The sequence below is a fragment of the Acinetobacter sp. TY2 genome (assembly GCF_046269225.1).
In the GTDB taxonomy this organism is placed as follows: Bacteria; Pseudomonadota; Gammaproteobacteria; order Pseudomonadales; family Moraxellaceae; genus Acinetobacter.
In genome coordinates this window covers 1-14,063 of the sequence record NZ_JBJZOR010000028.1, presented here as the reverse complement: position 1 = coordinate 14,063, position 14,063 = coordinate 1, and the positions used below count along the sequence as shown (strand labels likewise).

Genomic DNA, 14,063 nt, shown 5'->3' with positions numbered 1-14,063 from the left:
AAAATGGATAAGTAATTGCATTCAAGCATACACAAGACCATGTTGCTGATTTTGATCGGGATGATTAAATGCAGTGTAACGATTGCTTCACCTATTCAAATATTAAACACAGCACGTAAAGATCTGCCGACTCGTATCGAATCCACTAACGTAAATACACAAAATTACGTTTGGCAACTTGAATTAATTCCACAGCTCAATCAACAAATTCAAGTCAAATTATTAAATCCGCATGCCCAACTCAGTCTTTTAAATACTCGAGCCTTAAATATTGCTCGTCAGATCAAAATTTCTCAACTACCTAAAATTGATAGCCTTTCGAGTAAATCCAATTTAAATACTGATGAAAAAAATCTACTAAAAACCGATTTTTATTATGGCAAATACATCTTAGTAATCAAATTCCCAAGAGGATTTCAGTACAACATTAAACCGGGTTTCAAAGCCATGAATGATGGACTGCAAAACCTCTGTAATAATGAAACACGACAACAAAAGGGATTAAAAATACGACCTGATCAAAATCATCAACTTATCTTCAATGCCAATTTGTCTGTAGATTCTGAAGGGCAAATTTATGCCGTCAAATATAATCCAACTTTAGATCAAGAAACCATTCATTTAATGACCTCACAATTCAAAAAAGCACGCTTCTATCCCTACAATCAATATGGTATTCCTATACCGTTTACGATTGATCAACCGCTGATTATTCAATGTAATTCGGAATAAGTATTCATCTCAATCAGTATAAAATCATACAGTCGTTTAATCATCTTAGACCAAAAGCTAACTTTTCATATTATTGCTAATACGTACAATGAACAGAACCAGAAAGTTAATTGAAATATAACGTTTCAATTCAAATCTATCTTTGTATAAAAGACAGTATGAAAGCGATAACAATGAATCAAAGTAATTTAAGAATTTTATTTTTACATGGACTTGATTCTTCTCGAGAATCAACTAAATTTCATGCCATTCATGCTACCAAAAAGTTTTGCATAGATGTTGATTATCGTAATTTGAATTATGCAACGGTCGAAAAATTTTATAATGATGCTATTGCAACTATTAAGCCTGATCTTTTAGTCGGTCACAGTCTAGGCGGTTATTGGGCGCTAAAACTTTCCTCTCTACATCGAATGCCTGCAATCATTGCCAACCCTAGCCTTTCGCCTAACTTTAGAGATGATTACTGCCCTATAGATGAACATGATCTTGAGCACGATATCCCACAAACTGCTTATATTGAACTTGGCGATGAAGTTCTAAATATGTATGAAGTATCAGAGCAGCTTGAGCCCTTCATGCAAATTAAAAGTATTGAAGGTGGTCATCATCGTTTGGCGCAACCTGAAAATTTGAATGCATTAATCGAATATATGCAGAAAACCTTTCTTCAGTCCTAATTTTTTCGATTTGATTGATCAATACTTTTTATACATCAATCTTAAATTATTGTAATTTTCACGCATAAAAAAACCTGCAATAGACAGGTTTTTTTATTCATCAAGAACAAAAATCTATACGTTTGAAGTCTATTGCTTATGCAACTTCAACTTCTTTGATGACAGGTTTTGAACTTTCATCTAATACAGACCAAATCGTCATACCTAAATCACCATGCAGTGTAGGTAAGTCAAGAAAAATACTTGCACCCAATACCGTGTGATGACATTTATCCATCAACTGTTTTACAGCTCGTAGTGTGCCACCCGTTGCCAAGACATCATCAACAATAATCACTTTTTGCGCTGCAATGTCAGCCGACATTTCTAAACGATCTAAACCATATTCGAGGCTATAACCGACACCCACAACTGGAGGTGGTAATTTACCTGCTTTACGCACCAACAATAAACCTTTGCCTGTACGTTGTGCAAGTAAGCTCGCCAATACAAAGCCACGTGCTTCTACTGCTACAAAACTGTCTAATTGCTCAAGTTGATCTACAGGAATACTGGCAATAAGTGCATCTGTTAACGCTTCAAGTTTATTCATAAACAATGGCGTTAAATCATAGAAACAAATACCTGGTTTTGGAAAATTTTGGACAGTACGAATGTGTGACCACAAAGCAGTAGACATGTTCATAATAGGGAGAATAGTATAATAAGGAATAGGTGAATTTTAACGCATTTTTATACAATTTAACAGCTCAAGGGTTTTTTAATAGCAATAAAAGAGTCAATGAAAAAACATAACTAATTGATTTTATTTACATCATTTTTATATGAAATATTGGGTATATAATATTCTGAATTAATTATACCTCATTACATACAAAAATCATGCTAGACAATAGTCTAAAGATTTTCATTTTATGTCATTATCTTTGAATATGAAAAATGCATTAAAACTCATCTTCACATTTATAAACAATTGATTATTTAACAATTCGGTTGATTAAATAAAATACGACGATATAAATTGTTAGACAAAATAATCATATATTTGCCAAAACGCCCCTGCTTTTGTCCTACTCTGCCATTCAGCTTTCAGATTAGTACGGTAAACTCCCTTTAATTACTTTACTTTCATATTGAAACTGCGTAAAAATTCAATTGAATTGAATATGTAAACTTAGAGCAACATTTCAATAGACTTCTGATTGAAATTCTTTATCGCCTTTATTTACGGTAATAATAAAGAATGTAGCAATACAAAATAAGAAGTCTGAGCATATTATAAAGGTCATATAAAAACCAAGAGTCTAGCTGATGAGCTGTTGGTTTTTTTGGAGAGTTAAATGAAGAAGTATCAATGCATCGTTTGTGGTTGGATTTATGACGAAGCAGAAGGTTGGCCATTGGATGGTATTACTGCTGGCACAAAATGGGAAGATATTCCTGATGATTGGACTTGCCCTGACTGTGGCGTGTCTAAAGCAGACTTCGAAATGGTCGAAATCTGATTACAAGACAAAGACCATGATGCTGCATGGTCTTTTTTTATGTTATTTGAATAAGTAAAAAGCGGAGAAAAATATGCAACCAATCGTCATTATTGGCTCAGGAATGGCCGGTTATACCCTAGCACGGGAATTCCGCAAATTAAATCCAACACAAGAATTGGTTATGATCAGTGCTGACGATGCGGTGAATTATGCAAAACCGACGCTTTCCAATGCTTTAGTCGGTAACAAAGCACCTGATCAAATTGGTCTTGCCGATGCGACAAAAATGCGTACACAACTCAATATTCGCATTGAAAACGATACATGGGTTAAATCGATTGATGCTGATAAACATGAATTAACCCTAGATCAAGCAGGTCAAACCACAACTCAAGGTTACTCCAAACTTATTCTTGCTGTGGGTGCAAATCCTGTCCGTTTAGCCATTGCAGGTGATGGTAGTGATGATATTCATGTCGTAAATTCATTGATTGATTACCGTGCATTTCGCGACTCACTGAATCAGTGCTCTACTGCTGAATCAGGTGAAAAACGTGTAGTCATTTTAGGTGCAGGTCTAATTGGTTGTGAATTTGCCAATGATCTACAAAATACAGGTCACAAAGTCACGGTGATTGATTTAGCGCCACAGCCTTTAGGTCGACTTTTGCCAGCACATGTTGCACAAGCCTTCCAACACAATTTACAAGAATCAGGCATTCAGTTCGCACTCGGCACAACGGTTGAAAAAATCAGTAAAATTGATATTGGCTACCAAGTTGTACTCGCTAATGGTCAATCGTTAGTTGCAGATGTCGTACTTTCTGCGATTGGTTTACAGCCAAATATTGCCTTAGCAAAAACGGCGAATATTGAAACAAGCCGTGGCATCATTGCAAATACCCTAATGGAAACCAATCAACCGGATATTTATGCAATCGGTGACTGTGCAGAAATTAATGGTACATTATTGCCTTATGTGATGCCTCTGATGCAACAAGCACGTGCACTTGCAAAAACACTTGATGGTCAAAATACGAATGTCCACTATCCAGCTATGCCCGTTGCTGTTAAAACACCTGCTGCTCCACTGACTGTGCTTCCTGTGCCTGTGGGTGTTGAAGTCAATTGGGAAAATGAAGAGTTTGAAGATGGTATGTTGTCAAAAGCCATTGATTCAACAGGTACACTCAGAGGTTTTGTCTTGCTCGGTGCAACTGCAGGCAAACAACGCTTAGCTTTGACTAAACTCGTTCCTGACCTGATTCCTGCTACAGTTTAAATTGATTTTTAAAGGTCTGTATCCATATAAAAGATACAGACCTCTTTCACTATCTAGGAAAAATAATAATGAATAGTGCACTTCAGTTCCAAATCTCTCCTTACACACCTTTTATGCAAGAAACTTCGATTGACTTGGGTAATGGTGTGCAATTGCATGTTGAAATAGGCGGAAAAGAAACTGATCCAGCCATTTTGTTGATTATGGGCTTAGGTGCACAAATGTTATTTTGGCCCGATTTTTTCTGTAAATCTCTTATTGATCAAGGCTATCGTGTAATTCGCTTTGATAACCGTGATATTGGTCTATCTTCTAAAATTCGCCACAAAGGCCCTCGTTTGAATCATTTAAAACTGATGGGGCGTTTTGCCATAGGCTTACCTAATAATGGCGCGCCTTATAATCTTTATGATATGGCAGATGATGTTGCACTACTTATTGATCGCTTAGGTTTAGATCAACCCCATATTATTGGGGCTTCCATGGGCGGTATGATCGCACAAATTCTTGCAGCAAAATATCCTGAAAAAATTGGAAAATTAGGGTTAATATTCACCAGTAATAATCAGCCTTTACTGCCACCACCCTTTCCAAAGCAATTATTTACACTCATTGGTAAACCTGAATCGCGTGATGAACAAGGTATTATCAATCATTCGTTAAAAGTTTTTAAAACGATTGGTTCTCCTGGATATTTAAATCAATTGGAAGCTTTACAGACCGCTCGTAAGTTATATCAACGAAGTTATCATCCAGCGGGTGTACTTCAACAGTTTTTAGCAATATTATGTACAGGTTCATTATTACCATTGGATAAACAGATTCAAAAACCGACTTTAGTAGTTCATGGATCAAAAGATCGTCTACTTCCACCGAGTCATGGTAAGGCTGTTGCCAAGGCAATATCAGGTGCTAAGTTTGAATTAATTGAAGGAATGGGGCATGATATCCCTCCGCACTTTATTCCTCAACTTAGTGGATTATTTGCTCATCATTTTAAATCGTAAATATTAGGACACTATGGCTGCATTACCATCCCTAAGACAGCTGTCATATTTGGTGACATTGTCTGAGACGTTGCACTTTACTGAAGCAGCGCGCCGTTCGTTCGTCACTCAATCTACGCTTTCAGGCGGGATTATGGAGCTTGAACGTTTATTGGGTGGCGTACTTGTTGAACGCGATCGTCAAAACGTACGTTTAACTCCGTTGGGTGAACAAGTTGTCGCCCGCGCCCGTGTCCTTCTTGCCGATGCTCAGGACTTAATGCGATTAAGCCGTGAGATGAGTGAGCCGCTTACGGGTGATCTACATCTTGGTATTATTCCGACTATTGCGCCTTTTATTTTGTCTAAATTATTAGATGAAGTGCATAAGCAACTGCCCAAAATTCAGTTACATTTGCATGAAGCGCAAAGTGATAAAATTGTAGAAAAGCTTGAACATGGTAATTTGGACATGATCATGCTCGCTCTACCTTTCGATACACGTGGTCTAAAAGTTGCTGAAGTTGCAAAAGAAAGTTTATTTTTGGTTTACAATAAAAATGATCAAAATGCTGCCAATGCAAGAAAGCTAGATGACCTCGATTTAACACATTTAATGCTACTTGAAGAAGGTCATTGTTTACGTGACCATACTTTAAGTGTCTGTCCAATTAGTGAACGTAAAAATGATCACCGCCTAAAAGCGAGTTCTTTACCGACATTGGTTGAAATGGTTAGTGCCAATCTTGGTTTTACCTTACTGCCTGAAATCGCAATTCATGCACATATGCTGAAAAGCAATGAACAGATTGTCATTAAACAGATCGAAAATGCGCCTTCTCGTGTATTGGCTTTAGTTACGCGTAAAAGTACGCCATTACAAAATGAGTTTGATGTTCTTTTACAAATTTTGCAAAAAATTACCTCTGATTTGCATTAAGTCCGTATTGTATTATTTTAAAACCCCAATTTAATATTGGGGTTTTTTATTGTATTGTTTTTCTTAGATATAAATTTTTATGTAATTCTATTAGTAAGCAATTTTTACAGTCATCTTGTATAAAATTATTCAATTTTTGATCTAAGCAATTGTTTGGTCAATTTATAACAATCTAAAATATTTTTTGTAATTCCACATTTTAGATTTTATTATTTCCGACAAAATTTTGAACATTTAGTCATTTAAAAAAGAAAAACCATCCTCTATTTTAATCAAAATTAGATCAATGAATGGGTATATAAAGAGAAAAACAAACCCCACATTCTGTATTTTCAACATGATAATCACCCTCTTGTAATTTCATAATTGAAGCCACAATCGACAAACCCAAACCACCAGAACGCCCTTGTAAATGACGAGATGACTGGCACTGATAAAAGCGTTCAAAAATATAAGGTAAATGCTGATTTTCAATGAATACATCTTGACTAAGCACAGAAATCTTAATCATTTCTCGGTTTTTATATGTAACGTATTTTGCATAAAGATGAATGATGCCACCTTCTGAGCCATGTAAAACTGCATTTTCAACTAGATTAGAGATTGCACGTTGTAATAAATCAGGATCCGTTTTAACAATTAAATTTTCAACTTCTGACATGATCTGTATACGCTTTTCACTCGCTAGAAGTTCATAAAAACTCAAAATATTTTCAATAAATTCTTGAATTTCGATAGACTGAAAATCTAGTCTAACTTGCTGTTGCTCTGCTCTCGCTAGAAATAACATGCTGTCGATCATGCGCCTTAAACGTTGATATTCATCTAAATGTGAAATCAGTAATTCTTGATATTGAGCAGATGTACGAGGCTCTGAAAGTAAAATTTCAGTTTGTCCCATCACGTTATTCAATGGTGTTCGAAATTCATGTGCAATATTCTCTGAAAAACGATTAAGCTCCTGATAACCACTTTCAATACGTTGCAACATATGATTAATCGCATGGCTCAGTTGCATAATGTCACTGCTTTTATGCCGAATCACAATCCTCTGTTGTAAAGATTGAATATCTATAGCCTGAGTTTGATGAGTTAGTTCACGTAGACCCGTTAACCCGAAACGGCAAACAAACCAACAAAATAAACATATTATTCCGATGCCTATACCAAAATAAAAAATCAGGTCATTGCGAAAAGAATATAAAATACCAAGACGTTCAGACCATTGTTTCCCTGCAATTAATTGATAGGATTGTCCTGAAATTTCAAAATTTTTCCAAGCGATACGAGTCGATAATTTATCTTGATGCAGGTCAAGAAAATGGATTTTTTGATCAGCGATCAAATCGGGAATATTGATATCTAATGGATTGATATTAATTAATTTTTCTTTGTCATGAATTAAGATAAATAGATTATCTTGGTTTCCTAACATATTTTGATAAATCTTAGGTTTCTGAACGATTTGTTGAATATTTTCGCTATCTTGAAGTAATATTTCCAAACGTTCTATACGCGAGGCTAGAGCCTGATCCTGTTCACGAATCAAGATACGGTCGATTCCTAAATAAGTCAAAATACCAACCAAGCACAATATAATGGTACAGACAAGTGTCACCATGAGTGTAAGTCGAAACTCTAGTGAACGCACATTCATCAAACAATCTCTTCTGAAAGTTTATAGCCTAAACCACGAATGGTATGAATTAATTTAAGTTCACTGATATCATCTACTTTTTGACGTAACCGTCGGATGGCAACATCAATAAAATTCGTATCTGTATCAAAATTGATTCGCCAGACTTCTGATGCAATTTGGCGACGTGAAATAATTTGATTATGGTGTTGCATCAAAAAACGTAACAAATCAAATTCTTTTTTACTCAATTCAATCAATTGATTCGCACGTAAAACTTTGTGTTGAGTCAAATCAAGTTGTAAATCTGCAAGCGTTAAAATATTACCCATTTGAACTTGTTGGCGACGAAATAAACTTTTAATTCGAGCCAACAATTCGACATATGAAAAAGGTTTGGCAAGATAATCATCTGCTCCTAATTCCAACCCTTTGACCCGATCCATAATCTGATCTTTAGCGGTCAGAAAGATCACAGGAACCTGAGAAAATTGTCGCAATATTTGTAATACAGTCCAGCCATCAATATCGGGCAGCATTACATCTAAAATAACCAAATCAAATCGCTTTTTTTTTAAAAGCTCTAGCCCTTCAAGACCATGATTAACATATTGCGCTTGATATCCAGACTCGATTAAACCTTGTACCAAATAACCTGCAATTTTTGTTTCATCTTCAATAATAAGAATACGCATGATAGGAACATCCATTTCTAAAATGACAAGATTGTAATGTAAATGTCATGTTGCACTTCGACTGCTTAATTAGACTAAAAGCAATACAAAGAGGTGGGTCGTATGGAAAAAGTCATTTTAGGACTGATGCTGGGATTGTTTTTTAGCGCGCCTAGTTTTGCAGAAAATTTCGAACTTTCAAAGCAGTATAATCTTAATTTAGCTACAGCAGAAAAATTAGCGATAAATGCTGAAAAATCTTGTCAACAGTTAAATAAGCATTTAGCTGTTGCGATATTGGATCGTAGTGGTCAACCTCTCTTAATCAAACGTCATGAAAGTGTTGGGCCACATAATGCAATCGCTGCACAAAAAAAAGCATTTACTGCACTTTCAACTAAAACTCCAACCACTATTTTTAGCCAAAATGCTCGGCAGAATATTGACTCACAAAACCTCACTTCTTTCTCAGAACTATTGTTGTTAGGCGGTGGTTTTCCAATTGTTTATCAAAATGAAGTCGTCGGAGCCATTGGAATTGCGGGTTCTGGTGGTTCTAAAAATGATGATTTATGTGCCGAACAGGCAATCAAAATGACATTTAATTCACAGGAGATATAAATATGAAAGCATTGGTATTGGGTACAGGAATGCTATTAAGTGCATATACAATGGCCGCTGATAATCCTTTAAGTGTACATGTACTTAACTTACAAACTGGATTACCATCATCTGAAGTTGCTGTTGTTCTTGAACAAAATAAAAAAGGTCAATGGATCAAACTCAATGAAAAATTCACCAATGAAAATGGACGCGTTACTGCGCTATACCCTGATCATAAAGCACTTGAACAAGGTGTTTATCGCGTGACTTTTAAAACAGGTGATTGGTTTAAAAGTCATAATGAAAATAGTTTCTTTCCAGAAGTGCCTGTCATCTTTAATGTAGATGGTGCAGTAAAGCACTATCATATTCCTTTATTAGTGAGCCCTTATGGTTATTCAACCTATCGTGGCAATTAAACGTTAATGACAAAAAAGTATGAATAAAATGATTATTATTTTGTTCATACTTTTTCATACATGAATATGCTTTTCTAATTTTATTGGCTATTCACAACTGCTTTCATGTAATTTATAAGCAAAAAATAAATTTCACGAACCTTATTTTGACTCACTCAATTTTCATAGGTATTTCGAAACTTTAGTGTTGATATCGTTTAGTCTAAAATTTTATATACGCTACTATTTGGTAAAATCTTGGCTGAAAAAAATTAATAACAATATCTTAATTAAAACCTTCTCAACCTCCTCCCAATGCAGCAACCAATTGTGCAGCATTATTCAATTGTAATTGCTGCAATTGTAAAGTAGTCTGCTCTGCCTGTAATCTTAAGTTTTGAGCAGTCACTACTTCCAAATAACTCACCAAACCTGCATTGTAACGCCGAATCGCAACTTGTTCATTTTCAGTTGCCAAGGCAAATAGTTTCGCTTGTTCATCTTGTTGCTGTTTAAAACTCGATGCTTGTAACAAAGCATCTTCAACATCTTTCCACCCCGTTAAAATTGCCTGCTTATACGCTGCTAATTTTTCATCATAATTGGCTTGAGCCTGAGCAATTTCAACTTTTCGTGTGCCACCATCAAAAATAATTGTTGCAGCTTGTAAACCTGTAGACCATAAGTATTGTGGCGATTGAAAAAGATGACTAAAAATTTGACTATTTAACCCTCCATTTAAGCCAATTGTTACATCTGGCAACCATGCTGTTTGGGCTAATCCTAGTTCAGCATGCATTATTGCTAATTCACGTTCTGCATGAATAACATCGGGACGCTGTACCAATAATCGGCTCGGAAGCTCTGATGGTATGTGTGGTACTGTCAATACTTGCTTTTGTTTGGTCAATTGAAATTGGGCAACACTTTTACCTTGTAACACTGACAAAATGTTTTCTTGTAAATTTCGATCTCTAGTTGTTTCAATCTGTTGGATTTGTACCTGCTTTAATTGGGTTTCAGCCTGTATGACATCTGCCCGAGCAATCATGCCTGCATTGTATTGATTCTTTAAAATTTGAACTGAGCGAATATAACTTTTTAAAGTATGTTCAAGCAAATCGAATTGAGCATCCAACACTCTGATATTCCAATAAGTTTCTGTAGCTAACAACTGTTGGTTTAATTTCACAGCGTCTAAATCTGCTTGATTCGCTTCTAAATTGGCTTGTTGTCCTTCAATGGCTTTTGCCACTCGCCCCCATACATCAGGTACCCAACTGGCTTGAAGAGCCAACCCAAATTGACCGCTTGTTGATATATTTTTTGCCCCATTACGGTTTGTAGAACCATTTACTGTGATGTTTGGTAACCGATTGGCGCGTTGTATATCAAGTAATGCTTGTGCCTGCTGATAACGTGCTTCAGCTTGTTTTAAACTTAAATTTTCTTGATTCAATTGTTCCATCAACCGACTTAACACTGGGTCTTGATAAATGTCCCACCACCCATCATCGGAAGTTTTAATGGCTGAGGTTTGTACCCAATTTAAATCTGCATATTTATATTGATCATCGGCTTGTATAAGTGGAATTTTATATTCAGGTGGTTGCAATAGCATATGAGAACTGCAAGCAGTTAAAATGAGCACGCAACTTAGGCTCATCAAATTTTTATAAATTAAACTCTGCATTTTGTTTCCTATTTACCCAAATCAATCGCATGCACATTTTTCGATCTTTTAAAAAATTCAGCACATTTTTCCAAAACTAAATACAACACAGGCGTAGTATATAAAGTAAGTAATTGTCCAAGCGCCAATCCACCGACAATCACTACACCTAATGGCTGACGCAATTCAGCCCCTTCACCCCAACTGAGTGCCAATGGAACAGTACCTAACAATGCTGCCGTATTCGTCATTAGAATGGGTCTAAACCGTAGTTCCGCTGCTGATAATACTGCCTGATAAGCTGATTTTCCTGCCCGCCTTTCCATCAATGTAAAATCAATGAGAAGGATGGCATTTTTCACTACGACCCCAATGAGTAGGAACATTCCCAACAAGGCAATTAGGGTAAAATGGAAGCCAAATGTCCATAGTGTCAGTAAAGCTCCCAAGGCGACTGCGGGTATGGTGGACAGAATCGTAAAAGGATGAAGTACACTTTCATAGGTCACACCTAATACGATATAGATCATTAAAATCACTACCAACACAAGTACAGGCGTGCTTAAGCCACTTTGTAAGCTTTGTTCTTCGGCTTCTTTATCACTGGTCATGAAAATTTCGTTTGGCAACATGACTTCAGGTAGAACTGAACGAATTGCGACATCGGCTTGTTCATTGGTATATTCTGGTTTTACGACATAACCAATTCCCATGGCAGCATATTGATTACGACGATATACTCGATCATTGGTAATTCCGTAAGACCATGTGGCAAAATTACTTAATGGAACTGACTCGCCTTGCTGATTCGGTACGCGTATATTGGTCAAAGCCTCAGGTTGTTCGGTAAAACGTTTATCGACTTCCATAACCACATGAAACTGTTGTGTCTGATCATAAATCGTTGAAATTTGGCGCTGTGAAAATGAATTATTTAAGACACTGGAAATACTTTCTATATTTACGCCCAAGCGTCGAGCAGCCTCACGGTCAATTTCTAAAGTTACATGTTGCGCACCTTCATCGCCCATCGACTCTACTTCTTCAAGCTGAGGAAGTTTTTGCATTGCCAATGCAACTTTAGGAACCCACTCACGTAGCAATGCCACATTGTCAGATTGCAGGAGTAACATATAATCCTGTCCACTTCCACCAAATGGATCATCAAGTTCCAACTCTTGTTTTACACGTGCAGAAAAAATTGCCCCTGCCTGCCACGGCGCATTCTGTTTCAAACGCTCTGCAACTTCATGAGCACTTTGACCATCTCGTTCAGCTTTTGGTTTTAAACTCACCATCAATGATGAATTGGTTGTCCCACCTGAGCCACCCGAAGTTCCTACTACATTTTGTACCGCAGGATCTTTCAGAACGCTCTCGCTAAAAGCTGCAATTTTGGGCTGCATAATTTGAAATGAAAATCCATCATCGCCTCGAATAAAGGCATCGATTTGCCCTGTATCTTGCTCAGGCAATACACGTTTAGGTAGGGTTTGATAAATGTAAGCCGAGCCAACAATTGCACTAACCCATAACACAATAATCAAATAGCTATGCCTGAGCATCCATTTTAAAGATACTAAATAAGCTCGATTTAGACTTTGCATCCACCGATGACTATATTGATACAGCGCTTGATGTTGATAGCTAGCCAATGGTTTCAGACAGCGTGCAGATAAGCTTGGCGTTAAGATCAGTGAAATCACTACCGATAAAATAACAATAAAAACTAAAGTTAAAGAGAACTCTCGAAAGAGGCGCTCAATTACTCCCCCCATAAACAAAATAGAGATAAAAATCACGACTAAAGCTAAATTCATAGCAACCAAGGTCGTCCCAACTTCCTGAATGCCCTTTAAGGCAGCTTGAATAGGTTGCTCGCCTTGCTCTATATGACGTTCAATATTTTCGAGAACCACAATAGCATCATCAACCACAAGTCCAATAGCGACAATGACTGCCATAATGGACAAATTGTTAAGTGAAAATCCAGCCAAGTACACCAAACTGCTTGCGCCAATCAAAACCACAATTAAAGCTACAGCAGGCACCAATGCACTTTGTACTCGCCCAAGCATTATTGCGACAACAATCACGACCAAAATGATTGAAAGCAACAAAGTATCTCTTGCTTCATCTAAACCTGCCCGAATAATTTTTGAACCATCCATTACTGTTGCAAGTTGAGCATCCTCAGGGATCATCATTTGCAATTCAGGCAATCTTTCTTTAATTTTCTCAATGGTTGCAACGGTGTTGGCATTCGGCTGTCGGCTAATTTTAATAATGACTGCGGGTTTACCATTATGAAAGCCACTCACATAACGGTTTTCCACTGAGTCTTGAACCTCAGCCACATCTTTTAACCGTACAATGGTTTGAGCATTTTTATGTATAGTCAGATTGGCAAAATCAGCCGCTGTTTTTAAATTGCTAGAAAGTGCCACTTGCCAACGTAATTGTTCAGTTTCAACCACACCAAGCGCTTGTGTACGGTTACTTTTATCAATGGCTTCACGTACCTGCTCTAAAGTAACGCCTTGCGAAATAAGCGCATTTGGATTTAAGGTAATTCGCACCGCAGGCATGGAAGCACCATCAATAGAAACCTCCCCCACACCGCTGAGCTGTGCCAAATTAGGTTGTAATAGATCACTTGCGATTTCATACAATTTACCCGCAGATAAATGTTTCGAACTCAGTGCTAAGTAATAAATAGGGCTTTGGCTTGGGTTCACCTTAAAATATTCAGGTGGGTTGGGCATGCCTGAGGGTAGCTGCGACATGGCGGCATTGATGGCGGCCTGTATTTCTCTTGCCGCTTCATTAATGTCGGTTGCCAAATCAAAATTCAAAACTACTTGTGCCGAACTCTGACTACTCGATGAGTTAATGGCTGATGTGTGCTGAAAAAACAGGAGGTTTTAACTTGGTAAACTAAACACACTCATCAGGAGTTTACCATGAGCAAGA

Annotated in this window: 12 protein-coding genes and 1 pseudogene; 8 read left to right on the top strand and 5 right to left on the bottom strand. The window is 36.9% G+C overall.

Features of this window, described 5'->3' with window-relative positions; genetic code table 11:
- Nucleotides 1–15 precede the first annotated feature (15 nt).
- The gene (locus tag ACK1JC_RS14560; protein ID WP_409512593.1) at nucleotides 16–732 is read left to right on the top strand and encodes a hypothetical protein; all 717 of its coding nucleotides are present in this window, start codon (nucleotides 16–18) and stop codon (nucleotides 730–732) included.
- A 173-nt stretch (nucleotides 733–905) separates the two neighbouring features.
- Nucleotides 906–1,412 (top strand): YqiA/YcfP family alpha/beta fold hydrolase, encoded by a 507-nt coding sequence (locus ACK1JC_RS14555; RefSeq protein ID WP_409512592.1) that lies wholly within the window; start codon nucleotides 906–908, stop codon nucleotides 1,410–1,412.
- 136 nt (nucleotides 1,413–1,548) lie between these two features.
- Here ACK1JC_RS14555 and ACK1JC_RS14550 read toward each other — a convergent pair whose 3' ends face one another.
- Nucleotides 1,549–2,091, bottom strand: a complete 543-nt coding sequence (locus ACK1JC_RS14550) for an adenine phosphoribosyltransferase (protein WP_409512591.1) — start codon at nucleotides 2,089–2,091, stop codon at nucleotides 1,549–1,551.
- Nucleotides 2,092–2,752: 661 nt separating this feature from the next.
- Here ACK1JC_RS14550 and rubA point away from each other — a divergent pair.
- The 4 genes from rubA to oxyR all read left to right on the top strand — a co-directional run bounded on the left by rubA (nucleotide 2,753) and on the right by oxyR (nucleotide 6,107).
- On the top strand, nucleotides 2,753–2,917 hold the full coding sequence (gene rubA, locus ACK1JC_RS14545; protein ID WP_409512590.1) for a rubredoxin RubA: 165 nt from the start codon (nucleotides 2,753–2,755) through the stop codon (nucleotides 2,915–2,917).
- A gap of 73 nt (nucleotides 2,918–2,990) precedes the next feature.
- Entirely contained in the window at nucleotides 2,991–4,181 is a 1,191-nt protein-coding gene (locus ACK1JC_RS14540; RefSeq protein ID WP_409512589.1) for an NAD(P)/FAD-dependent oxidoreductase, read from the top strand.
- 68 nt (nucleotides 4,182–4,249) lie between these two features.
- Nucleotides 4,250–5,188 (top strand): alpha/beta fold hydrolase, encoded by a 939-nt coding sequence (locus ACK1JC_RS14535; RefSeq protein ID WP_409512588.1) that lies wholly within the window; start codon nucleotides 4,250–4,252, stop codon nucleotides 5,186–5,188.
- A 13-nt stretch (nucleotides 5,189–5,201) separates the two neighbouring features.
- Nucleotides 5,202–6,107, top strand: a complete 906-nt coding sequence (gene oxyR, locus ACK1JC_RS14530) for a LysR family transcriptional regulator OxyR (protein WP_409512587.1) — start codon at nucleotides 5,202–5,204, stop codon at nucleotides 6,105–6,107.
- A gap of 283 nt (nucleotides 6,108–6,390) precedes the next feature.
- On the opposite strand, the gene ACK1JC_RS14525 is transcribed toward oxyR, so the two are convergent.
- Together ACK1JC_RS14525 and ACK1JC_RS14520 are read right to left on the bottom strand one after the other, a co-directional pair.
- Nucleotides 6,391–7,764 (bottom strand): heavy metal sensor histidine kinase, encoded by a 1,374-nt coding sequence (locus ACK1JC_RS14525; RefSeq protein ID WP_409512586.1) that lies wholly within the window; start codon nucleotides 7,762–7,764, stop codon nucleotides 6,391–6,393.
- Nucleotides 7,764–8,438, bottom strand: coding sequence for a heavy metal response regulator transcription factor (locus ACK1JC_RS14520; RefSeq protein WP_409512585.1), 675 nt, complete (start codon nucleotides 8,436–8,438; stop codon nucleotides 7,764–7,766). The genes ACK1JC_RS14525 and ACK1JC_RS14520 overlap by 1 nt, the downstream gene beginning before the upstream one ends.
- Nucleotides 8,439–8,540: 102 nt before the next feature.
- On the opposite strand from ACK1JC_RS14520, the gene ACK1JC_RS14515 reads away from it, so the two are divergent.
- Nucleotides 8,541–9,038, top strand: coding sequence for a GlcG/HbpS family heme-binding protein (locus ACK1JC_RS14515; protein ID WP_409512584.1), 498 nt, complete (start codon nucleotides 8,541–8,543; stop codon nucleotides 9,036–9,038).
- Nucleotides 9,039–9,040: 2 nt separating this feature from the next.
- Nucleotides 9,041–9,439, top strand: a complete 399-nt coding sequence (gene uraH, locus ACK1JC_RS14510) for a hydroxyisourate hydrolase (protein WP_409512583.1) — start codon at nucleotides 9,041–9,043, stop codon at nucleotides 9,437–9,439.
- 280 nt (nucleotides 9,440–9,719) lie between these two features.
- On the opposite strand, the gene ACK1JC_RS14505 is transcribed toward uraH, so the two are convergent.
- On the bottom strand, nucleotides 9,720–11,111 hold the full coding sequence (locus ACK1JC_RS14505; RefSeq protein ID WP_409512582.1) for an efflux transporter outer membrane subunit: 1,392 nt from the start codon (nucleotides 11,109–11,111) through the stop codon (nucleotides 9,720–9,722).
- Between the two features lie 8 nt (nucleotides 11,112–11,119).
- Nucleotides 11,120–13,987: pseudogene (locus tag ACK1JC_RS14500) on the bottom strand (efflux RND transporter permease subunit); the annotation flags it as partial.
- Nucleotides 13,988–14,063: the final 76 nt, after the last annotated feature.